Annotated in this window: 23 protein-coding genes; 12 read left to right on the top strand and 11 right to left on the bottom strand. The window is 72.6% G+C overall.

Annotation, left to right across the window (positions count from 1 at the left end; all coding sequences use genetic code 11):
• Positions 1-655: 655 nt before the first annotated feature.
• Positions 656-883: a winged helix-turn-helix domain-containing protein gene (locus AC0OLQ_RS03480; RefSeq protein ID WP_357824211.1), complete on the bottom strand. Its 228-nt coding sequence runs from the start codon at positions 881-883 to the stop codon at positions 656-658.
• Between the two features lie 357 nt (positions 884-1,240).
• On the opposite strand from AC0OLQ_RS03480, the gene AC0OLQ_RS03475 reads away from it, so the two are divergent.
• On the top strand, positions 1,241-1,528 hold the full coding sequence (locus AC0OLQ_RS03475; protein ID WP_484530162.1) for a DivIVA domain-containing protein: 288 nt from the start codon (positions 1,241-1,243) through the stop codon (positions 1,526-1,528).
• Entirely contained in the window at positions 1,525-1,791 is a 267-nt protein-coding gene (locus AC0OLQ_RS03470; RefSeq protein WP_484530161.1) for a hypothetical protein, read from the top strand. Before AC0OLQ_RS03475 ends, AC0OLQ_RS03470 begins: the two co-directional genes overlap by 4 nt.
• Positions 1,792-2,154: 363 nt before the next feature.
• Here AC0OLQ_RS03470 and AC0OLQ_RS03465 read toward each other — a convergent pair whose 3' ends face one another.
• The 5 genes from AC0OLQ_RS03465 to AC0OLQ_RS03445 all read right to left on the bottom strand — a co-directional run bounded on the left by AC0OLQ_RS03465 (position 2,155) and on the right by AC0OLQ_RS03445 (position 6,457).
• Entirely contained in the window at positions 2,155-3,009 is an 855-nt protein-coding gene (locus AC0OLQ_RS03465) for a GNAT family N-acetyltransferase (RefSeq protein ID WP_484530160.1), read from the bottom strand.
• 125 nt (positions 3,010-3,134) lie between these two features.
• Positions 3,135-3,980, bottom strand: a complete 846-nt coding sequence (locus AC0OLQ_RS03460) for a patatin-like phospholipase family protein (RefSeq protein ID WP_484530159.1) — start codon at positions 3,978-3,980, stop codon at positions 3,135-3,137.
• A gap of 74 nt (positions 3,981-4,054) precedes the next feature.
• On the bottom strand, positions 4,055-4,972 hold the full coding sequence (locus AC0OLQ_RS03455) for an alpha/beta fold hydrolase (RefSeq protein WP_484530158.1): 918 nt from the start codon (positions 4,970-4,972) through the stop codon (positions 4,055-4,057).
• 141 nt (positions 4,973-5,113) lie between these two features.
• The gene (locus AC0OLQ_RS03450; protein ID WP_484530157.1) at positions 5,114-5,851 is read right to left on the bottom strand and encodes a TIGR03089 family protein; all 738 of its coding nucleotides are present in this window, start codon (positions 5,849-5,851) and stop codon (positions 5,114-5,116) included.
• Between the two features lie 27 nt (positions 5,852-5,878).
• The gene (locus tag AC0OLQ_RS03445) at positions 5,879-6,457 is read right to left on the bottom strand and encodes a TetR/AcrR family transcriptional regulator (protein ID WP_484530156.1); all 579 of its coding nucleotides are present in this window, start codon (positions 6,455-6,457) and stop codon (positions 5,879-5,881) included.
• Positions 6,458-6,545: 88 nt separating this feature from the next.
• On the opposite strand from AC0OLQ_RS03445, the gene AC0OLQ_RS03440 reads away from it, so the two are divergent.
• Entirely contained in the window at positions 6,546-6,914 is a 369-nt protein-coding gene (locus AC0OLQ_RS03440) for a DUF4267 domain-containing protein (RefSeq protein WP_393200665.1), read from the top strand.
• 28 nt (positions 6,915-6,942) lie between these two features.
• A complete protein-coding gene (locus tag AC0OLQ_RS03435; protein ID WP_484530155.1) occupies positions 6,943-7,437 on the top strand; it encodes a cupin domain-containing protein in 495 nt (164 codons plus the stop codon).
• A 138-nt stretch (positions 7,438-7,575) separates the two neighbouring features.
• On the opposite strand, the gene AC0OLQ_RS03430 is transcribed toward AC0OLQ_RS03435, so the two are convergent.
• Together AC0OLQ_RS03430 and AC0OLQ_RS03425 are read right to left on the bottom strand one after the other, a co-directional pair.
• A complete protein-coding gene (locus AC0OLQ_RS03430; RefSeq protein ID WP_484530154.1) occupies positions 7,576-8,463 on the bottom strand; it encodes a hypothetical protein in 888 nt (295 codons plus the stop codon).
• 6 nt (positions 8,464-8,469) lie between these two features.
• A complete protein-coding gene (locus AC0OLQ_RS03425) occupies positions 8,470-8,988 on the bottom strand; it encodes a SigE family RNA polymerase sigma factor (protein ID WP_484530153.1) in 519 nt (172 codons plus the stop codon).
• Positions 8,989-9,146: 158 nt separating this feature from the next.
• Here AC0OLQ_RS03425 and AC0OLQ_RS03420 point away from each other — a divergent pair, with 158 nt between their 5' ends.
• Complete coding sequence (locus AC0OLQ_RS03420; RefSeq protein WP_484530152.1) at positions 9,147-11,438, top strand: esterase-like activity of phytase family protein; 2,292 nt, start codon at positions 9,147-9,149, stop codon at positions 11,436-11,438.
• Between the two features lie 47 nt (positions 11,439-11,485).
• On the opposite strand, the gene ligD (AC0OLQ_RS03415) is transcribed toward AC0OLQ_RS03420, so the two are convergent.
• Together ligD (AC0OLQ_RS03415) and ligD (AC0OLQ_RS03410) are read right to left on the bottom strand one after the other, a co-directional pair.
• Positions 11,486-12,400: a non-homologous end-joining DNA ligase gene (ligD, locus tag AC0OLQ_RS03415; RefSeq protein ID WP_357332668.1), complete on the bottom strand. Its 915-nt coding sequence runs from the start codon at positions 12,398-12,400 to the stop codon at positions 11,486-11,488.
• Positions 12,390-13,328, bottom strand: coding sequence for a non-homologous end-joining DNA ligase (gene ligD / locus AC0OLQ_RS03410; protein WP_484530151.1), 939 nt, complete (start codon positions 13,326-13,328; stop codon positions 12,390-12,392). Before ligD (AC0OLQ_RS03410) ends, ligD (AC0OLQ_RS03415) begins: the two co-directional genes overlap by 11 nt.
• An 85-nt stretch (positions 13,329-13,413) precedes the next feature.
• On the opposite strand from ligD (AC0OLQ_RS03410), the gene ku reads away from it, so the two are divergent.
• On the top strand, positions 13,414-14,442 hold the full coding sequence (ku, locus tag AC0OLQ_RS03405; protein WP_484530150.1) for a non-homologous end joining protein Ku: 1,029 nt from the start codon (positions 13,414-13,416) through the stop codon (positions 14,440-14,442).
• A 95-nt stretch (positions 14,443-14,537) separates the two neighbouring features.
• On the opposite strand, the gene AC0OLQ_RS03400 is transcribed toward ku, so the two are convergent.
• Entirely contained in the window at positions 14,538-14,930 is a 393-nt protein-coding gene (locus AC0OLQ_RS03400) for a PPOX class F420-dependent oxidoreductase (protein ID WP_484530149.1), read from the bottom strand.
• 181 nt (positions 14,931-15,111) lie between these two features.
• Here AC0OLQ_RS03400 and AC0OLQ_RS03395 point away from each other — a divergent pair, with 181 nt between their 5' ends.
• The 6 genes from AC0OLQ_RS03395 (at position 15,112) to AC0OLQ_RS03370 (ending at position 19,759) form a co-directional block, all read left to right on the top strand.
• Entirely contained in the window at positions 15,112-15,771 is a 660-nt protein-coding gene (locus tag AC0OLQ_RS03395) for an FKBP-type peptidyl-prolyl cis-trans isomerase (protein WP_484530148.1), read from the top strand.
• A gap of 139 nt (positions 15,772-15,910) precedes the next feature.
• On the top strand, positions 15,911-16,768 hold the full coding sequence (locus AC0OLQ_RS03390; RefSeq protein WP_484532261.1) for an SCO6745 family protein: 858 nt from the start codon (positions 15,911-15,913) through the stop codon (positions 16,766-16,768).
• A 26-nt stretch (positions 16,769-16,794) separates the two neighbouring features.
• Complete coding sequence (locus AC0OLQ_RS03385) at positions 16,795-17,055, top strand: YciI family protein (protein WP_357332658.1); 261 nt, start codon at positions 16,795-16,797, stop codon at positions 17,053-17,055.
• Between the two features lie 41 nt (positions 17,056-17,096).
• Complete coding sequence (locus AC0OLQ_RS03380) at positions 17,097-17,756, top strand: HAD family hydrolase (RefSeq protein ID WP_484532260.1); 660 nt, start codon at positions 17,097-17,099, stop codon at positions 17,754-17,756.
• 66 nt (positions 17,757-17,822) lie between these two features.
• A complete protein-coding gene (locus tag AC0OLQ_RS03375) occupies positions 17,823-18,572 on the top strand; it encodes a MerR family transcriptional regulator (RefSeq protein WP_484530147.1) in 750 nt (249 codons plus the stop codon).
• A 173-nt stretch (positions 18,573-18,745) separates the two neighbouring features.
• Positions 18,746-19,759 carry an NADPH:quinone reductase gene (locus AC0OLQ_RS03370; RefSeq protein ID WP_484530146.1) on the top strand — a complete coding sequence of 338 codons (1,014 nt, stop codon included), beginning with the start codon at positions 18,746-18,748 and terminating at the stop codon, positions 19,757-19,759.
• Positions 19,760-19,834 lie beyond the last annotated feature (75 nt).

Below are 19,834 nucleotides of genomic sequence, written 5' to 3'. Positions count from 1 at the left end.
TCCGGCCGACCTGACCCCCGTCGGGGGGATGCGGTTTCAAGCTGTCGGCGGCTGTCAGCTGGTGCCCGTCCGCGTCAACAAGCAGGCGGCAGATGTCGTCGGTCGGCGTTCGGTACCGCCCCGCATCGACGCTGGCGCTGCCTTCTTGCTGCCTCGCTTCCTGACGAGTCCCGCTACAGCAGCCGATGTAGCCGATACTGCATTGAAGTTCCTCACGGAGGCAGGCGCAGATGGATCTCGCCCAGCTCAAGACCGCGCTGGACCGGAGAGGCGTGTCGGCGCGGCGGTACAGCCTGAGCGGCGGGTTACCGAACGGCGGGTTCGGCGTCGATCACGACGTCAGTGGGTGGACTGTGTATTACAGCGAGCGCGGCCAGCGGTGCTACGTCATAGAGAGCTACCGCTCCGAGAACGATGCTTGCCGCCGGCTGTGGAACTTGATCACAGACGGGGAGCCTCTCCCCGAAGATCCCCGGCAAGCGCCCTAACGACCGCCCCGGCCTGAACCTGCGGCAGTCGATGCCTGCTGACGCCTCGCTTACAAGCTCTGTGCATCGCGTCCGCCGGCGTCCGGCAACGGCTCGTTCCCCTCAAAGCGCCTTGTCGAGCATTCTGCTTCCGTTCAGCCATCAAGCGGTGCGGCCAGGATGCCAGGTCAGCGCCGGGTTGACTCCGCGACGAAGACCCCGCGCCCCGGGCGCCCGACCAACACCCCCTGCTCCCGCAGCGTCGCCACGGCTCGATGGATCGTCGACACCGACACGTCGTAGTGATCGGACAGCTGCTGGGTGGACGGAATCTGTGACCCGGGCTGGAACTCGCCCTCCTTGATCCGCCTCAGCAGATCCTCGATCAACTCGTTCATGGTCGGCGGAATCGGCACGTGGAGGCCCCTTGCAGTCGGTTGGCCCTCCCAGTATCGAGCAACAGGTGAAACAGCGGCAATAACTGACGTAGGAGAAGCAGGTAGGAGCCTCAGCTAGATTCGACAGGTAAGAGAGCGTTGACAGAGGTGAGAGGTATCGGTAGCGTCGCTCTCGGTGATGCGGTGCTGCTGCGGTCGGTTGGCGCCTCTCGTACCGGTCTCGCATCGCCGTCGAGACCAAACCCTCCGCGCTCCCCCAGCGCGGCCCTGCCGCCGTACCCGATACAAGGCCGCAGGGCAGGCGGCCTCCGCCGACCGCAACCGGCGGAGGCCGCCCCACCACACTTCGACGCACCCCCACGAAGGGCGGTCCCCATGCGCAACCTGATCCGTCGGCTGGCAGGCCGACGCGACGAGGAACAACCAACCGCAGAAAGCAAGAGAAGACAGCCACTCCGCCCCTGGCAGATCCGCGAGCGCTGCTTCAACGTCCGCCGGCGCGGCCTCGATCCGGTCGAGATCCGCACCTTCCTCCACCAGGTCGCCGACGAACTCACCGTCGCCCAGACCGCCCTACGAGCGGTCCAGGAGGAGAACGTCCGCGTCAAGAACGCTCTGCGCTCCTGGCAGAGCGCCCAATCGGCGAACCACCGCTACCGATGACCGACCGCTGGGTGATCCACCTCCCCGTCACCGCCCCCGACCTGCACCGCGCCCGCATCTTCGCCCGCACCGCCGCCCGCCTACTGGCCCAACTCAGCGCCCGCGTAGAGCCCGGCGGGGTGACCGTCTCGGAAGAGGACCAGCAGTGCGAACGCCATTGGGTCTTCTGCGACCGCCCACTGCCTGGCGGCGGCCGCTGTGCCCTGCCGGTCGACCACACCTCACCCTGCGCGCGACGCGCACCCTGGCTCACCCGCCGCTGAGCACCACCGGTGCCGCGACCGGTCGTGGCGGAATGGCGGCTGGCCCAGCGGGTACGCGGAGTGGAGGCAGGGCGAGGAGACGCCATGCTGCGGAAGCGCCATCTCCGATCTGACGCACGAGAGAAGAGAGGCACGCAATGAAGGACAGAATTCTCACCCCGATCAAGAGGGCGACAAAGACCATCCAGGTGCGCCGTAAACGGGGAGACGCCCTGATCACCAAGGCGAAAGCCACCCGGCCCGGCCGGCTCTTCCAGTAAGCCCGACACCGGACCACCCGGACGATCGACCCGTCCGGTGAAGACAAGCAATGCCAGCGCGCTCGGCCTCCACGAGGGCCGAGCGCGTCGGCTTTTCCGCAGGCTACGAACGGCGGCGCAGGTAGCGAGCCCGCCGGCCGGCGTCCTGGAACCCGAGCCGCCGGTAAAGCCCAACAGCCGGGTTGTTGTCGTTGACGCAGAGCCACGCCTCCCGCGCCCCGTCCGCCGCCAGCCCTCGCAGCGCACAAGCCACCAGATACGCCCCGACCCGCCGCCCCCGCCACCCGGGGACGACGCCCACCTGGTCGACCCAGTTGTCGATGACGTTGACGAACCCCACGGCGTTGCCGTCGGGACCGCGCGCGATGAGCGACAGGTCCGGCCGGTACTCGTCGTCCTCCCCCAACTCACCCAGCCACTCCTCGGCCGCAGGCGAGCCGAAGCCGGGCCGGTCAGCGAACGACGCCCGGTAGGTCGAGAACAGCTCAAGGCCAAGCGTCACAGGCTCGGTTGTCACGCCATCGGCAGGGCTGACCGAGGGGATGCCGGTGAGGTCGTGCCGCTGCACCCACTCTGTAAACGTCCGCTCGAAGCCGCGCCCCGTGAACAGGGCGTCCGCGCCCGGGCTCCACGACTCGGTCGTCACCAGCAGGTCGGCGTCCCCCGCCTGCTCGCCAACCCAGCTCAACAGCCGCTCGCCGAGACCCCGCTCCCGCCACTCCGGATGCACCAGGCCGGTGCTGGTGGCCGGCTGCCCGCCGGTGCCGACGCCCGCGGCCGCGACCAGGCCGCCGTCGTGCCAGGCGCCGAGGGTACGGGTCTGGAGCAGCCGCGCCCGCAACAGCGGGGTACGGGCGAACAGCGGCAGCCCACCGTCGACGGCCAGGCACGCCTCGGCCAGTCGGGTCAGCTCCGCGAGGTGTTCCTCGCCGAACTCCTTCCAGATGAGCCCGTCCACTACCCGCCCCTGTCGCCTGCCGCTGATCGTGGGACCGCCCGCCCGGGTACGACAGTGTCCGCTGCGCAGTAGGCCTCGCGCCCGGGACCGGTGTCAACCAGATTCGGGCCGGCCGGCGGTTGGCGCTATTTCCAGACGGCCGCGACGGCGGGGGCGTGCGCCGCGCCGACGGCCCGTCCGGCGCGGGCGGACACCGCGCGGGTCGCGGGTGACAGCGCGTTGGTGCCGAACGCGTCGACGGACGCCTGGTCGGCGCTGATCACGTGGACGGTGGCCGGGGCGAGCGCGGCGACTTCGGCGTCGAGGTCGCCCCACGGCTGCGGCGTGTCCGCGAGGGTGGGCTGGATGATCAGCACGCGGTCGGCCCCGGCGGCCAGGTCGGCGTTGGTCATGGAGCGCACTCCACCGTCGACGTAGCGGCGGTCGCCGATCACGACGGGCGGCCAGATGCCGGGCACGGCGCAGCTGGCGGCGACGGCGTCGCGCAGGGTCACGCCGGACTCGCGGGTGAAGATGGCCTCGTCGCCGGTCTCGGCGTCGACCGCGGGCAGCAGCAGGCGCCGGTCGGGCCACTGCTTCACGGGGAGCCGGGCGTCGATCGCGGCGAGCCGGACGGCCGGGTCGACGGTCTGCGCGGCGAGGGCGATCCCGCCGATGCGGCGGCGGGCTTCCTCCGGCCCGGACACGCCGGCCAGCACGGCGGCGTAGTCGGCGAAGAGCTTCTCCGTGTCGACGTCGACCTCGATCTCGGCGGTCTCGGGGCGGAGTTGGGCCGCGTACAGGTCGTCGAGCGGGACGCCGCTGGTGATCTGCGCGGCGACCGCGGAGCCGGCGGAGGTGCCCACGATCAGGTCGGCGGCGAGGATCCGGTCGGCGAGGGTGGGATCGGCGTCGGCGAGGCCGCGCAGGACGCCCAACTCCCAGGCAATCCCGGCCACGCCGCCACCGGCGAGTACGAGTGCATTCGTCATGATCAGCAGCCTTGCACAGCGGGCGGGGGCGGTGGATCCCCGCGATCCGTGACGGACGCCTCACGGGGCGAGGGTCAGGTCGCGACCTGCAGCACCGCGTCGGCGAACGCCTGCGGCGCCTCCTGCGGCAGGTTGTGCCCGACGCCGCCACTCACGGTCCGGTGTTCGTACCGGCCGGAGAAGCGCCCGGCATACACGGACGGGTCGAGGTGGGGTGCGCCGTTGGCATCGCCTTCGAGGGTGATGGTGGGCACCGCGATGCTCGGGTTCGCGGCCAGCTTCTCCTCCACCTCGTCGTACTGCGGCTCCCCGGCGGCGAGGCCGAGGCGCCAGCGGTAGTTGTGGATGACGACGTCGACGTGGTCGGGGTTGTGCAGCGAGGCGGCGCTCCGGTTGAACGTCGCGTCGTCGAAGGCCCACTTCGGGGACGCCGTCCGCCAGATCAGCTTGGCGAAGCTGTCGAGGTTCTTCTCGTACCCGTCCCGGCCGCGGTCGGTGGCGAAGTAGAACTGGTACCACCAGGAGAGTTCGGCCTGCGGCGGGAGCGGTGCGCGCCCCGACTCCTGGCCGGCGATCAGGTAGCCGCTCACCGAGACGAGGCCCTGGCAACGTTCCGGCCACAGCGCGGCGATGATGTCGGCCGTGCGGGCGCCCCAGTCGAACCCGGCGAGGGTGGCCTTCGGCACCCCGAGGGCGTCCATGAAGGCCACGGTGTCGAGGGCCAGGGCTGCCGGCTGGCCGTTCCGCATGGTGTCGGCCGACCGGAACCGTGTCGTGCCGTACCCCCGCAGGTGCGGCACGAGCACCCGGTGGCCGGCCGCCGTCAACCGGGGGACGACCTCGGCGAAGCTGTTGATGTCGTACGGCCAACCGTGCAGCAGGAGCACGACCGGACCGTCCGGGGGGCCGGCGTCGACGTACCCGACGTTCAGCACACCAGCGTCGACCTGCCGCAGGTCGGTGAACAACGTTGACGATCCGCTGGCGTTCATACCGGCCGCTCCTCGTGCTCGCCCCGCCGACGTCTGCACGGTAGAGCCCGGCGCGGGGCGCCGGAGCCGATCCCGGAGAAGGCGGCCCCCGGTGACCCGGGATGGCTAGGATCGCCGCACGGGCGATCCACCACCCCGAGGTCACAGCACCCGGGTGACCCGCTCCGCAGCCGCGCGAGCATCCCGGTCGGCCGGGTCGAGGTTGGCGCAGAGCACCACCGACGCTCCGGCGGCGAGGGGGGCGAGCAGCCACTTCAGCGGCTGGTCGTGCTCGGCCACGTCGACCAGCAGCCGGTCGCCGGCGCGCAGGTCGAGCTGCTCGGCGTACGCCCGGGCCACCGCGCCCCACTCGCCGTAGCTGGTGCCGTCCGGGCTGGCCGGGTCGCTCGGGCGGAGGGCGGCCAGGTCGGGCCCGATCTCGGGGTGCCGGAGCACCTCCGTGGACCAGTCCAACCAGCCCGGCGGCACGTCGTCCAGCGGGCCGGGGCCGGTGCCGACGAGGTAGCGGTGCGTCCCCTCGGGCACGTCCTCCAGCCAGTCGTCCAGCCGTTCCGGGGTCACGAACACCGCGTCGTACGGCAGGTCGGCGCCCGGTTCGAGGACCGGCAGCCCGGCCAGGGCCCGGGGCCGGAACGAGACCGCCAGCCCGACCGACCAGGCCCCGATGAGCACGGCCGCGGTACGCCAGTGCGGCGGCAGCAGCACGGCCACCCGGTCGCTGGGGCGCAGCCCGCAGCCGTCCCGGAGCAGCCCGGCGCTGCGGGCCGCCCACGCGCCCAACTGCTGGGCGGTCAGGTCGGTGCGCTCGCCGGTGGCGTCGTCGAGGTAGCTCAGCAGCGGCTCGTGGGTCGCGACGGCGACGGGTGCGTGGTCGGCCATCGAGTGCACTCCTCCCTGGCGGTCAGCTCACCCTAGCCGGGCGAACCGGTCGACCAGGAGGGCCAGCCGCCGCTCGTGTTCCTCCCGCCGGAGCCGGCCGTTACGCATCAGCGAGACCAGGCCGTGCAGCCCGCTCCAGAAGGTCTCGGTGAACGTCTCCAGGTTGTCGTCACCGGCGAAGGGGCGCAGGGTCTCGGCCAGCTCGGCGAAGGCACGGGCCAGCTCTACCGGCACGTCCTGGCTGGCGAAGGGCAGTTCGGTGGGGAGGTTGAAGATCGCGTCGTAGAGGGCGGGCCGCCGTTCGGCGAACGCCGCGTACGCCGTGGCGATGCCGGCCACCGCCTGCCGTGCGTCGGTCGCGGCGGCCCGGGCGGCGGCGAGTTCGGCGGCCAGATCACCGCAGCCCTCCACGGCGACCGCCGCCATGATGGCGCCCTTGCCCTTGAAGTGGCTGTAGAGGACGGGCTGGCTGTACTCGATCTCGGCGGCGAGCCGGCGGGTGGTGACCGCGTCCCAGCCTTCCGACTCGGCCAGTTCCCGGGCCGCGGCGACGATCGCCCGCTCCCGTTCCGCCCGCTCGCGCTCCCGCCGCTCCCGAATCGCCATGACCGGAACTCTAGCACCGCTAGCCAAGCTGCCGCCGCTCTGCTAGCTTCGCTCTCAGACCTAGCAGCGCTAGCAAACGGAGTCGGACATGCTCAGCACCATCGCCTACGGGCTCGCCGTCGTCCTCAGCCTCTTCTGCGTCTTCATCGGCGCCCGGTTCCTCCTGGCGCCTCAGGCCTCGGCCGCCGGCTACGGCGTCCCGGTCAAGCCGGACGAGGACCCCGCCTACCTCACGATCAAGGGCCTGCGCGACCTCAGCTACGGCCTGCTCGGCCTCGCGCTCATCGCCTTCACCAGCGCCGAGGCGGTCGCCTGGTACATGCTGATCGTCGCGATCAACCCGCTGGGAGACACCCTCATCGTGCTGCGCCACGGCAGGAAGGCCGTCGCCTTCGGCGTCCACTTCGCCACCGCCGTGGTTGTCCTGCTCAACGCCGTCCTGCTGTTCGCCCTCTGACCCACACCGCCACGACAGGAGTAGCGCGATGTCCCTGATCACGCCCGACTTCGACCGGTCCGTCATCGTCCGTGACGCGGACGCCGAGGTGGTAGGCCGCGCTCCCACCAAGATTCGACTGCTCGCCGACAGCAGCGCCACCGGCGGGGCGCTCTCCACCCAGCGGGTCACCCTGACCGACGGCGCGGACGGCGCCCGGCCGCACCACCACGGCAACTCCGCCGAGCTGTTCTACCTGCTCGACGGCACCGCCCAGCTGCTCTCCGGCGAGCAGGTCGTCACCGCCGAGCGCGGCGACCTGGTGATCGTGCCGCCCGGCGTGGCGCACGCGTTCGCCGCCGCGCCCGGCGAGAACGCCGACATCCTCATCGTCATCACCCCCGGCGTCGAACGGTTCGAGTACTTCCGCCACCTGGAGCGCATCGCCTACGGGAAGGTGCCACCGGAGAGCCTGCTGGAGGTGCAGGAGCTGTACGACACGTACTTCCGGAGCAGCGCCGCCTGGGACGCCGCCCGCCGCTGACACCGACGACCGGACCCGCGACCGTCGACTCTGGTCGCGGGTCCGTCGGCCGTTGGCGCCCGCAGGCTGACGCGGACCACGGCAGAGCTGCCCGCGACCGCCGGGTCGCGGGCAGCTCGTCGCCGGCGGGGAGACCGGCTACTTCTTGACCTTGACGACGTCGGTCGGGCGCTTCACCGTCACCGTGACGCCGTAGTCGAAGAGTTCGAGCGTCGAGCTGAACGTGCCCTTGTCGAGCCGGCCCTTCGCCGTCGTCTGCCAGCTGCCGGTGAGTGCCACCTTCGCGATCCGGCCGTCACCGTCGAGCGTGACGTCACCGGAGGTGGTGGTCGACCCGACCTTGTCCGACGTCGTGTAACCGAAGTGCAGCGTCCCGTCGGGGTTCTCCGAGACGGTCGCGTTCGCGCTCTTGAGCGCCGTGAACAGGGCCGCCGGGTCGGGTGCCGCGGCGCCCAGGACGGTGTTCCCGTCGCCGTAGAGGGACAGCCGGTCATACCTGCCGGGGTACTGGCCGTAGCGGCCGTACGTCTCGCCCGGGCCGTCCTTGTCGGCCGGCAGCTTGCCCCGCGGTGGTTCCGCGCCCTCGTACCGGGTGCCGTTGATCAGCAGCTCGGTCATGACGGAGTCGTCCTGCGCCACGCGCACGTAGCCGGTGGCCGTCCTCGGGTCGAACGCGCCCTCGTACGTCAGTCCCTGCGGTCCCGAGTTGATCAGCCGCATCCGGTAGCTGATGTTCTCGCTGGCGGTGAGGGCCGATACCAGCCGGATCGCCGGCGAGGCCGGCTCCGGCGGTGACGCCTCGGCGGTGACGCCGGGACGGCCCGGCGCCGGCGCCGTCGCCACCGTCGCCGCGGTGGCGACGCCCAGCGCCAGCAGCGCGCACGTCGCACCGACCAGCGTGGTCGTCCGGCGGCGGCGTGCCCGCCGGCCGCGTTCCAGCAGCGCACCCACCGGGGGTACGGAGCCCGGCTCACCGTCGACGATGTCGTGCAGCCGGTTGGCGAGCCGCTCATCGAGCGTGTTCATGACTGATCACCTGCTTACCGTTTGGGAGGGTTGGTCGAGGAAGTGGCGAAGCTTGTCGAGCGCCCGGGCGTTCTGGCTCTTGACCGTGCCCACCGAGCAACCCAGCAGCCGGGCGACCTCGCGCTCGGTCAGGTCCTCGTAGTGGCGGAGCACCACCACGGCACGCTGCTTCGCGGGTAGCGACATGAGCGCCCGACGCAGCACGACGGCGTCGGGGCCGACGTCGCCGGCCGGGGCGGCCCGCTCGGGGACGTCCGCGACGAGGCTCTCCCGGCGGCGCCGGCGCCAACCGGACGTGTGGTTGTTGACCAGGGCGCGGCGCAGGTAGGCGTGCGGGTCGTCGAGCTGGGACAGCCGCCGCCACCGCTCGTACACCTTGACCAGGCTGTCCTGGAGCAGCTCCTCGGCCCGCCATCGGTCGCCGGCCAGCAGCATGGCCAGCCGGATATGTCGCTGCCAGGCCACCTCGACGAAGGCGACGTACGACCGGTCCGCCGCGGACAGGGGTTGCGTTTGGTCGGTCACGCCCCTAACACGTGACGGTGGCACGGAAGGTTGTCACGGGCCGCGGACATTTCAGCCGGCCCGCGCGCTTCGTCAGCTGTTCACGTCCGCGCAAGCTGCTGCTCCTCCGCGGGTGCCAGCCTCCGTCGGGGCACGACCTACGGAGGAAGTCCTTGACAGTGAGAAGAGCACTCATCGCCGCTGGTGTGGTGGTCGCCGGCCTGGCCGCCGTCACTCCGGCGTCGGCCGGCGGGCACCACCCGGGCGGGCCGCTCGCCTTCGACCGGGTCGCCACCTACCCGGTCTTCCAGAACCGGCCGGCCGGTGAGGACCCGGCGACCCCGACCGTCGCCGAGATCTCGGCGGTCAGCCCGGACGGGCGAACCCTCGTCTACACCGACGCGCTGGCGCGCCGGATCGGCTTCCTCGACATCGGGCGGGCCGACCAGCCCCGCGGCCTCGGCACCCTCTCGCTGGCTCAGCTCGGCGACGCCGAGGACGAGCCCACGTCGGTGGCCGTCATCGACGGGTACGTGCTGGTGGTGGTGAACACCAGCCGCAGCTACATCGAGCCGTCCGGGCGCCTGGACATCATCGACCTGGCCACCCGTACCCGGGTCCGCAGCCTCGACCTCGGCGGCCAGCCCGACTCGATCGCGATCAGCAAGGACCGCCGCTACGCCGCGATCGCCATCGAGAACGAGCGCGACGAGGAGGCCACCCCGCCCGGCGGCGAGGAGGGCGACCTGCCCCAGCTTCCCGGCGGCTTCATGCAGATCGTCGACCTGACGGGTGCCGCGCCGACCGGCTGGCGGTTACGGCCCGTACCCCTGACCAACCCGGACGGCACGGCGCTGCCCGCCCTGGCCGGGGCCGGGCTCGCCGCGCCGACCGATCCCGAGCCGGAGTACGTCTCGATCAACGGTCGCAACGAGCTGGCGGTGACCCTCCAGGAGAACAACGGCGTCGCCCTGATCGACCTGCCGACCGGCCGGATCACCGGGGTCTTCTCGGCGGGCACCGCGACGGTGCGCGGCATCGACACCGTCAAGGACGGCACCATCGACCTGACCGGCGGCATCACCGACGTGCCGCGCGAGTCGGACGCGGTGGCCTGGATCGACGACCGCTACCTGGCGACGGCCAACGAGGGCGACTGGCGGGGCGGCACCCGCGGCTGGTCGGTCTTCGACAGCCGCACCGGCACGGTCGCCTGGGACGCCGGCAACACCTTCGAGCGGCTCGCCGTCACCTACGGCCTGCACAACGAGGACCGGGCCGGCAAGAAGGGCACCGAGCCGGAGGGCGTGGCCGTCGCCGAGTACGCCGGCGTCCGGTACGCCTTCGTCGGGTCGGAGCGGAGCAACTTCGTCGCCGTCTACGACCTGAGCAACCCCACGAAGCCGGTGTTCCGGCAGGTGCTGCCCACCACCAACGGGCCGGAGGGGCTGCTGCCCATCCCGTCCCGCGGGCTGCTCGCGGTCTCCAGCGAGGAGGACGACGCCTCGGTGGGCGTCCGGGCCTCGGTCTCGCTCTATCGGCTGGGCCGCGGCACCCCCGGCTTCCCGAGCCTCGTCTCCGGCACCGGGGTGGACGGCACGCCGATCGGCTGGGGTGCGCTCGGCGCGCTGAGCGCGGTGCCCGGCAAGCCGCACGAGCTCTACAGCGTCACCGACGCCGCGTACGCGCAGACCCGGATCCTGACCGTCGACGCGGGGCGTACGCCGGCCGTGGTCACCGCCGCGCTGCCGGTTCGGGACGCCGCCGGCCAGCCGGTCGGCTACGACGCCGAGGGCATCTTCGCCCGCCCGCAGGGCGGCTTCTGGCTCGCCGTCGAGGGCGCCAAGGGCTCGGAGAACAAGCTGGTCCGGCTGGACGACGCCGGAGTGACCCGGCAGGTGGTCCCGCTGCCGGCCGAGGTCGCCGCCGGCCTGGGGAAGCAGGGCCTGGAGGGCGTCACGGCCGGCACCGACCGCAACGGCCGGGAGATCGTCTGGGTGGCCGTGCAGCGCGAGCTGTCCACCGACCCGGCCGGGATCGTCCGGCTGGGCCGGTTCGATGTCGCGGCGGGCACCTGGAGCTGGTTCGGCTACCGGCTGAACGGCACCACCGTGCCGGGCGACTGGATCGGGCTCTCCGAGATCACCGTGGTCGGTGACCGCCTCGCCGTGATCGAGCGGGACAAGCTGAACGGCCCGGCCGCCGCCCTGAAGCGGGTCTACACCGTGCCGCTGCCCGACGCGGCCGCCGCGCCCGGCACGCTGCCCGTGCTGCCGAAGACCCTCGCGGTCGACGTGCTGCCGGCGCTGCGCGCCACGCACGGCTGGACCCAGGAGAAGCTGGAGGGCGTGACCGTGGCCGGTGACGGCCAGGTGTACGCGATCACCGACAACGACGCGCTCCAGGACGCCACCGGTGAGACGGTCCTCCTGCGGCTCGGCACCAGCCGGCAGGTCTTCGGCCGGCGCTGAATCCCGACGCGGCCCGGCGTCCACCTTCCCGGGGGTTGGGCGCCGGGTCAGCGCAGTGGCAGCTCGGGGCCGCCGTCGAGCAGCGGGGCCAGCAGGTCGCCCTGCTTCTCCACCCGCTTGAGCACCTCCGTGGCCGTGTACGGCTTCGTCGACGGTCGCTTGCCGGCCGCGCCCGCCTCGACCTCGTCCCAGGTCAGCGGGGTCGACACCGAGGGCACGTCCTGGGCCCGCAGCGAGTACGGCGCCACCGTCGTCTTCGCCGCGTTGTTCTGGCTCCAGTCAATGAACACCTTGCCGGGGCGCAGGTTCTTCGCCATCTTCGACACGATCTGCTTCGGCTGGTCCTTCTCCAACTCCTGCGCGATCCGCTTCGCATAGGCGGAGACGTCGTCGGCGTCCTGGGTGCCGGCGATCGGGCAGCAGAGCTGCATGCCCTTCTTCCCCGAGGTCTTCGGGTACGAGTCGATGCCGTCCTCGGCCAGCCGGTCCCGCATGAGCAACGCCACCTGGCAGCACTGCTTCAGCGCGGCCGGCGCGCCCGGGTCCAGGTCGACCACCATCATGTCCGGGTGCTCGCCAACCTTCCACTGCGGAGTGTGCAGCTCCAGCGCGGCGAGGTTGGCCAGCCAGACCAGGGTGGGCAGGTCGTCGGCGACCACGTAGTCGATGGTCTCCCGCCCCTTGCTCGACCCGGGGGCGGGCAGGTTCTCGGTGCGTACCCAGGCGGGGGTGGCGGCGGGGGCGTTCTTCTCGAAGAACGAGCCGCCGTCGACGCCGTTGGGGTAGCGGATCCGGGTCAGCGCCCGGTCCTGGAGGTGCGGCAGCAGCACCGGGGCGATCCGGGTGTAGTAGTCGATCACCTCGCCCTTGGTGAAGCCGGCCTTCGGGTAGAGGACCTTGTCCAGGTTGGACACCTCCAGCGAGCGGCCCTCCACGTCCACCTTGAGACGATCAGCTGACATCGTCGACCTCCTCGACCGGCTTGTCGGGGCGCAGGCGCAGGATCCGGGGGAAGCGCAGCCGGCCGTCCGGGGTGCGCTGGCCGTACTTGACCTCCACCACGACCTGGGGAGTTACCCAGTTCGCGCCGCGGGCATCCTCGCGCGGCACATCCCCGGCGAACGGCGACCCGGCGGTACGCAGCGGCTCCAGCTCGCGCAGCAGTTCGCGTTCGAGCGCCGCGCCGATCCCGCCGCCGACCCGGCCCCGGTAGGTGAGCCGCCCGTCCGGCCGAGGCACCCCGACCAGCAGGCCGCCGATCTTCCGCGCGCCGGGCCGCCAGCCACCGACCACGAAGTCGCCGGTCACCTCCAGCTTGACCTTCACCCAGTCCGGCGAGCGCACCCCGGGCCGGTAGACGGCGTCGACCCGCTTGGCCATCACCCCCTCCAGGCCGTGCTCGCCGGCCGCCGCGTAGGTGGCCGGGCCGTCGGGGAAGACCGGGGGCACCGCCCACCGGGCGGCGCCGAGCCCGAGGGACTCCAGCGCGGCGCGCCGCTCCCGGTAGGGCCGGCCGGTCAGGTCCGCGCCGCGCAGCCGCAGCACGTCGAAGATCATGTACGTCACGGGCACGGTCGCCGCGAGCCGGGCGGCCTTGGCCGCGTTGCGGACGTGCATCCGCTCGGCCAGGGCGGTGAACGAGGGCTGGCCGTCGGTGAAGAGCACCACCTCGCCGTCCAGCAGGGCGTCGTCGACCTGCTCGGCCAGGGGGATCAGCTCGGGGTACGCGGTGGTGATCTCGACGCCGGAGCGGGCGTACAGGTGCTGGTGGCCGCGGCTGATGTCGGCGAGCGCGCGGACCCCGTCCCACTTGAACTCGTACGCCCAGCCGTCACCGGCCGGGAGCTGCCCGGTCATCGCGAGCATCGGCTTCAACGGCGCGCCGGGCACCTCATGACTGTAGTTGCACGCGGAAGAGCGTGCGCCCCGTTCGATCATTTGCGATTCTGGTCAGAACCGGGGAGAGGAGCGCGGGATGCGGGCGATCTGGAAAGGAGCGGTGTCGTTCGGCCTGGTGTCGATCGGGGTGAAGGTCTACTCGGCCACCGAGGAGAAGGACATCCGCTTCCATCAGGTGCACCGCGAGGACGGCGGCCGCATCCGGTACAAGCGCACCTGCTCGGTCTGCGGCGAGGAGGTGACCTACGACGACATCGCCAAGGGCTACGACATCGGCGGCGGCGAGATGGTCATCCTCACCGACGAGGACTTCGCCGAACTGCCGCTGACCACCTCGCACGCCATCGACGTGCTGGAGTTCGTCCCGGCCGAGCAGGTCGACCCGATCCTCTACAACAAGGCGTACTTCCTGGAGCCGGAGGGCTCGGCCACCAAGCCGTACGTGCTGCTGCGCGACGCGCTCGCCGACTCCGAGCGGGTGGCGATCGTCAAGGTGGCGCTGCGCCAGCGGGAGCAGCTCGCCACCCTGCGGGTCCGCGAGGGCGTGCTGCTGCTCAACACCATGCTCTGGCCCGACGAGGTGCGCCAGCCCGACTTCGGCTTCCTGGACGAGGACCTCAAGGTGCGGCCCCCGGAGCTGGCGATGGCCAGCTCGCTCATCGACTCGATGGCCGGCGAGTTCGAGCCGGACGCCTTCACCGACGACTACCGGGCGGCGTTGCAGGAGGTCATCGACGCCAAGGTCGAGGGCCGCGAGGTCGTCCAGCCGGAGGAGGAAGAGGCCGCGCCGGCCGCCGCCGTGGACCTGATGGCCGCCCTCAAGGCGTCGGTCGAGCGTGCCCGGGCGGCCCGGGGCGAGGCGCCGGAAGGCGGGGCGGGCGAGCCGACGCCGATCTCGGCGGCGCGTTCAGCGCAGAAGGCGGCCAAGGCGCCCGCCAAGAAGGCGGCCGAGAAGAAGGCGGCCGAGAAGAAGGCCGCGGCGAAGAAGGCGCCCGCCAAGAAGGCGGCGGAGAAGAAGGCCGAGCCGGCCAAGAAGACCGCCGCCAAGAAGACCGCGGCGAAGAAGACGCCCGCCAAGAAGGCGGCCCCCCGAAAGACCGCCTGAGGGTCCGCACCGGTTGATCGACTCCAGTCCGCCGAGGTGGCGGTGTCAGCGGACGCGGGATGCCGCCACCTCGGCAAGCTGGTGTTGAAGGTGACTCAGCCGCGGCCGAGCTTCTCGGTCGGAGTGATCCGGACGATCACCCGCTCCGCGCCGGGCCGGCGGAACGGGTACGTCTCCTGACCCAGGTACTTCTGCGCCATCCGGTCGATGTGCGCGTCCGCCCCCTCGGTGACCAGCTCGGCGGTGCCCTTGACCCAGAGAGTGCGGAAGTCGTCCGCCTTGTCCACCACGGAGACCGCGACCATCGGGTTGCGGGCGATGTTGACGTACTTCTGGCGGCCCTTGGCGGTGTTGAAGACGATGTGCTCGCCGTCGGTGTCCACCCAGACCGGGGTGACGTGCGGAGTGCCGTCGACCTCGATGGTCGCCACGTGGGCGAGCTGCGGCTCGGCGAGCAGGGCCAGGTCTTCTTCGGTGAGGATCGCCATGCTCGAGAAACTGCCCCGGCCTCCCCGGCCGTCACCGGTGTTCGCCGCCGTCCGTTGAGGGCGAGCTGTCCGAATTCGGGCGGCCGCGGGAGCACCGCGGGCGTCCGGGCGGGTACCGTGTGCGCTGGCCTCGGCGGCGGCCCGCCGGGGGCGCACCCACCCCACCCAGCAGGGAGTCGACGTGAGCGAGCGCGTGCAGAACCGGTCGGCGGGCCAGAGCCCGGGCACCAAGGCGGAGCGGCGGCTGGCCGCCCAGCTGGCGGCGAAGAAGGCCGCCGAGGCGAGGCGCCGCCGGCAGTCGATTCTGGGCGCCGGCGTCGCTGTGCTCGCCGTGGCGCTCCTGGTCGGCGGCATCGTCTGGAAGAGCAGGGGCGACGACGCCAAGCCGGCCAGCCCTGCCGCCTCGGCCAGCGCGACCGCCCCGGCCGAGCCCACCGCGCCGCCCGCGCCGCAGCTCCCGGCCGACAGCGACCCGGCGCTGAAGACCAAGCCGGCCGTCGAGGCGGGCAAGGGTGAGCTGAAGAAGCTCACCGTGACCACCCTGGTCAAGGGCAAGGGCCCGGCGGTCAAGGCCGGCCAGCAGATCACCACGAACTACGTGGGCGTGTTCTACAAGGACGCCAAGGAGTTCGACTCGTCCTGGAACAGCGGCCAGCCGGCCACCTTCCCGATCGGTGTCGGCCAGGTCATCCCCGGCTGGGACCAGGGCCTGGTGGGCGTGCCGGTCGGCAGCCGGGTGCAGCTGGACATCCCGGCCGAGCTGGCGTACGGCAACGACGCGTCGGGCGGGCGCCCGGCCGGTCCGCTGCGCTTCGTCGTCGACGTGCTCGCCGCGCAGTAGGTCACAGCAGGCTTCCGCCCGGTCACCCAGCGGCAGTAGGTTCATGGTCACCGCGGGCGGTCCGTCCGCCCGCGGCGACCTGCCCACCGACGCGGAGGTGCACGTGGCGGCGCTGGACGACACCGGGCTCGCCCGGCTGATGTGGACGCACTTCGAGCCGGTCCACGCGGTGACCTACTTCCACCCCCGGGCTCGCACCGCGTACGAGGCGGTCGGGCTGCGCGGCTACTGGCGGGGCTACTTCGCCGGCCGGGCCGCCCCGCTCGGGCCGGTCGGCGCGCCGACCGTGGTGGCCGCCTTCTTCAGCTTCGCGCCGTCGATGGTGGCCCGGGCGCTGCCCTCGGTGTGGCGGCTGGCCACCCCGCAGGAGGCGCTGCGCGCCCGGCTCACCGGCGCCGTGCAGGCGCTCGCCGAGTTCACCTACGAGCTGCCCGAGTCGCACCTGGTCGAGGCGGCCGACCTGCTGGAGGAGGCGGCCGGGCGGGTGGAGCCGGCCGGCCGGGTGCTCGGTGCGGTCAACGCCGCCCTGCCCCGGGGCGAGTATCCGCTGGCCCGGCTCTGGCAGGCCGCCACCACGCTGCGCGAGCACCGGGGCGACGGGCACGTGGCGGCGCTGGTCGGCACGGGGCTGGCGCCGGTCGAGGTGGTGGCCTGGCGGTGCCGGGTCGACCAGTCCCGCGAGTTCCACCAGGCGGCCCGCGGTTGGACCGACGAGGAGTGGGCCGCGGCCGAGGAGCGGCTGGTCGAGCTGGGCTGGCTGACCGCCGACCGGGCGCCGACCGAGCACGCCACCGCGGTCTTCCGGGCCGTCGAGGAGGCCACCGACCGGGCCGCCCTCGGCCCGTGGCGGGCGCTGGGCGCGGAGCGGACCGCCCGGCTGCGCGAGCTGCTCGAACCGATCGCCACCCGGTGCCGCACGATCATCCCGCCGAAGGCCCCGATCGGCCTGCCGGCGCAGCGCGGCAGCGCCACGGACGCGCCGTCCCCGGCCCGCTGACCGGCGAACGGCGTAGCCTGCCTGGCATGTGGATCGTGGAACTTGCGTTCACCGAGGCGCCGGAGCGGCTCGCCGCCCGCCCCGCCCACCGCGCGCTCCTCACCGAGCTGCACGAGAAGGGCGTCGTCCGGATGTCCGGCCCGCTGGCCGACGACTCCGGCGCCGTGCTCGTGTTCGACGTGCCGGACCGGCCGGAGCTGGACCGCCTGCTCGCGGCCGACCCGTACTTCACCACGCCCGGCGTGGAGGTCACCCGGATCCGGGAGTGGGCGCCGTTCCTGACCTGACCCCGGCCGCACACCCCCGGGCCGTCCGGCAGGATGGGTACGTGGTGGATGCGGTGCTCTTCGACCTGGACGGCGTGATCGTGGACTCCGAGCCCGTCTGGGAGGAGGTCCGGCGAGCGTACGTGGCCGAGCACGGGGGCACCTGGCAGCCGGACACCCAGCGCCGGCTGATGGGGATGAGCACGGGCGAGTGGGCCGCGTACCTCAGCGGCGAGCTGGGCGTCGACCGCACCGCCGAGCAGGTCGCCACCGAGGTGGTGGCCGAGATGACCCGGCGGTACGCGCAGCGCGTACCCCTGATCGACGACGCCGACGCGGTGGTGCGCCGCACGGCCGAGCGGTGGCGGCTGGGGCTGGCCAGTTCCTCCCCGACCCGGCTGATCGCGGCGGCGCTGGACGCGACGGGCCTGGCCGGCGCGTTCGGCGCGACTCTGTCGACCGAGGAGACCGCCCGGGGCAAGCCGGCGCCGGACGTGTGGCTGGAGGTGGCGGCGCGGCTCGGGGTCGATCCGGCCCGGTGCGTGGCGGTGGAGGATTCCTCGAACGGGGTCCGCTCGGCGGCCGCCGCCGGGTGCCGGGTGGTGGCCGTGCCGCACGGCTCCTACCCGCTGGACCCGGACGCGGAGAAGCTGGCGGCGGTGGTGCTGCCCTCGATCGACGCGCTCACCCCCGACGTGGTGGAACGCGCGGCTTGCACCTGACGCGACGTCAGGTCATAGCGTCGCCCGCGTCGCCGCAGGGCGCGGTGACGCGAGAGGGAGTGGGACGTGGCGTCCACCTGGCGGATCGGTGAGCTGTGCCGGCGTACCGGGCTGACGGTCCGGACCCTGCACCACTGGGACCACGTGGGGCTGCTGCGGCCGTCCGCGCGCACGTCGTCGGGGCACCGGCTCTACGGCGAGCGGGACGTGGACCGGCTGTACCGGATCGTCGCGCTGCGCGAGCTGGGCCTGCCGCTGGAGACCATCGGCGCGCTGCTGGACGGCGGCGGGAGCGGTGGCCCGGAGCTGGCCGAGCTGCTCGGCGAGCACCTGGCCCACGTGGAGCGGCAGCTCGCCGCGCTGGGCGGGCTGCGGGACCGGTTGGCCGTGCTGGTGCCGGCGGTCCGCGCCGCCGGGGGCGCCCCGTCCGTCGACCTGCTCGCCCTGATCGAGGAGGTGACCACGGTGGACGAGACCATCCGGAACTACTTCAGCGAGGAGCAGCTGGCCGCGTTGGCGCAGCGGCGGGAGCGGCTCGGCGAGGACGCGATCCGCGGCGTGGAGGCGGAGTGGCCGGAGCTGATCGGCCGGGTCCAGGCCGAGCTGGACGCCGGCACCGACCCGGCGGACCCGCGGGTGCGGGCACTGGCGGCGCGCTGGATGGAGCTGCTGGAGGCCTTCCACGGCGGGGACCCGGGGTTGCGCGACTCGCTCTACCGGATGCAGGCGGAGAACAGCGCGGAGATCGCCCAGCAGTACGGCGGCCCGTCCCCCGAGCTGATCGACTACGTCAGGCGCTCGGTGGCGGCCGGCTGACGCCATCTCCCGCAAACCGGTGGAACGCCATGGGTGTCACGCACCCATGGCGTTCCACTCATGCCGCCGATGTCCACCGAACGCCCGGTTGTACGGTTTCGGAGGTGCGCCGGATCGGAATGATCGCGGGGCGTCCGGGTAGCGCAGCCGGCACGACGGCGGAGGGGACGGCGATGAGGGCGATCGTGTACGAGACCAACGGGGACGCCTCGGTGCTCCAGCTCGTGGACCGGCCGGTGCCGGAGCCCGGCCGCGGTGAGGTGCTGGTGCGGATGGCCGTGGCCGGGGTGAACCCGACCGACTGGAAGGCGCGCCGCGCCTGGCCGCTGCCGCAGGGTTGGCAGATCCCCGGGCAGGACGGCGCCGGGGTGGTCGAGGCGGTCGGCGAGGGCGTCGACCAGATCCTGATCGGTTCACGCGTGTGGATCTGGGAGGCGGCCTGGCAGCGGCCCTGGGGTACCGCCGCCGAGTACACCGTGGTTCCGGTGCGGCACACCGTGCGCCTCGGCTCGGCCTCGTTCGACCTGGGCGCGGCGCTGGGCATCCCGTTCATGACCGCGCACCGCTGCCTGACCGCCGGCGAGTTCATGCCGGACAAGCTGCACGCCGGCGCGTTGAGCGACCACGTGGTGCTGGTGCAGGGCGGGGCGGGTGCGGTGGGTAACGCGGCGATCCAGCTGGCCCGCTGGGCCGACGCGTGCGTGATCGCCACGGTGAGCAGCCCCGAGAAGGCGCAGCTGGCCGCGGCGGCCGGGGCCAGCTTCGTGGTCAACTACCGCGAGCAGGACGTGGTCCAGGAGGTCCGCAAGATCGCACCCGACGGGGTGCACACGATCGTCGAGGTCTCCGCCGCCCGCAACGCCGCCACCGACGTGCAGTTGCTGCGCAGCGGGGGTGCGGTCTGCGTCTACGCGGACGACGGCGGCGAGCAGGTGACCCTGCCGATCCGGCAGCTGATGATGCCGAACGCCCGCTGGCAGTTCGTGCTGATCTACACGGCGCCGAAGGCGGCCAAGGCGCAGGCGGTGACGGACATCGCGGCGGCGGTGACCCAGGGCGCGATCCGGGTGGGCGCGGAGGCCGGCCTGCCGCTGCACCACCACTCGCTGAACGCGGCCCGGGCGGCGCACGAGGCGGTGGAGAACTCGGTGGTCGGCAAGGTGCTGATCACGACCAGCGAGACGTGAGAACGCGAAACGGATTTCGCCATCATCGGGACAGAGACGAACAAGTTTCGCGAGAATGACATTGCGGGTCGCCCC

The sequence above is a fragment of the Micromonospora sp. Utrum1 genome (assembly GCF_057197805.1).
The sequence above is the reverse complement of the archived record's forward strand: the minus strand, read 5'-3'. Positions and strand labels throughout refer to the sequence as shown.

What these genes read in the sequence shown, in the direction of transcription:
- ku (WP_484530150.1), top strand. Translation starts at nt 13,414, where the DNA reads ATGCGGGCGATCTGGAAAGGAGCGGTGTCGTTCGGCCTGGTGTCGATC.
- ligD (WP_357332668.1), bottom strand. Translation starts at nt 12,400, where the DNA reads ATGTCAGCTGATCGTCTCAAGGTGGACGTGGAGGGCCGCTCGCTGGAG.
- AC0OLQ_RS03460 (WP_484530159.1), bottom strand. Translation starts at nt 3,980, where the DNA reads ATGACGAATGCACTCGTACTCGCCGGTGGCGGCGTGGCCGGGATTGCC.
- AC0OLQ_RS03445 (WP_484530156.1), bottom strand. Translation starts at nt 6,457, where the DNA reads ATGGCGATTCGGGAGCGGCGGGAGCGCGAGCGGGCGGAACGGGAGCGG.
- AC0OLQ_RS03370 (WP_484530146.1), top strand. Translation starts at nt 18,746, where the DNA reads ATGAGGGCGATCGTGTACGAGACCAACGGGGACGCCTCGGTGCTCCAG.
- AC0OLQ_RS03435 (WP_484530155.1), top strand. Translation starts at nt 6,943, where the DNA reads ATGTCCCTGATCACGCCCGACTTCGACCGGTCCGTCATCGTCCGTGAC.
- AC0OLQ_RS03455 (WP_484530158.1), bottom strand. Translation starts at nt 4,972, where the DNA reads ATGAACGCCAGCGGATCGTCAACGTTGTTCACCGACCTGCGGCAGGTC.
- AC0OLQ_RS03475 (WP_484530162.1), top strand. Translation starts at nt 1,241, where the DNA reads ATGCGCAACCTGATCCGTCGGCTGGCAGGCCGACGCGACGAGGAACAA.
- AC0OLQ_RS03400 (WP_484530149.1), bottom strand. Translation starts at nt 14,930, where the DNA reads ATGGCGATCCTCACCGAAGAAGACCTGGCCCTGCTCGCCGAGCCGCAG.
- AC0OLQ_RS03385 (WP_357332658.1), top strand. Translation starts at nt 16,795, where the DNA reads ATGTGGATCGTGGAACTTGCGTTCACCGAGGCGCCGGAGCGGCTCGCC.
- AC0OLQ_RS03440 (WP_393200665.1), top strand. Translation starts at nt 6,546, where the DNA reads ATGCTCAGCACCATCGCCTACGGGCTCGCCGTCGTCCTCAGCCTCTTC.
- AC0OLQ_RS03470 (WP_484530161.1), top strand. Translation starts at nt 1,525, where the DNA reads ATGACCGACCGCTGGGTGATCCACCTCCCCGTCACCGCCCCCGACCTG.
- AC0OLQ_RS03390 (WP_484532261.1), top strand. Translation starts at nt 15,911, where the DNA reads ATGTGGACGCACTTCGAGCCGGTCCACGCGGTGACCTACTTCCACCCC.
- AC0OLQ_RS03450 (WP_484530157.1), bottom strand. Translation starts at nt 5,851, where the DNA reads ATGGCCGACCACGCACCCGTCGCCGTCGCGACCCACGAGCCGCTGCTG.
- AC0OLQ_RS03430 (WP_484530154.1), bottom strand. Translation starts at nt 8,463, where the DNA reads ATGAACACGCTCGATGAGCGGCTCGCCAACCGGCTGCACGACATCGTC.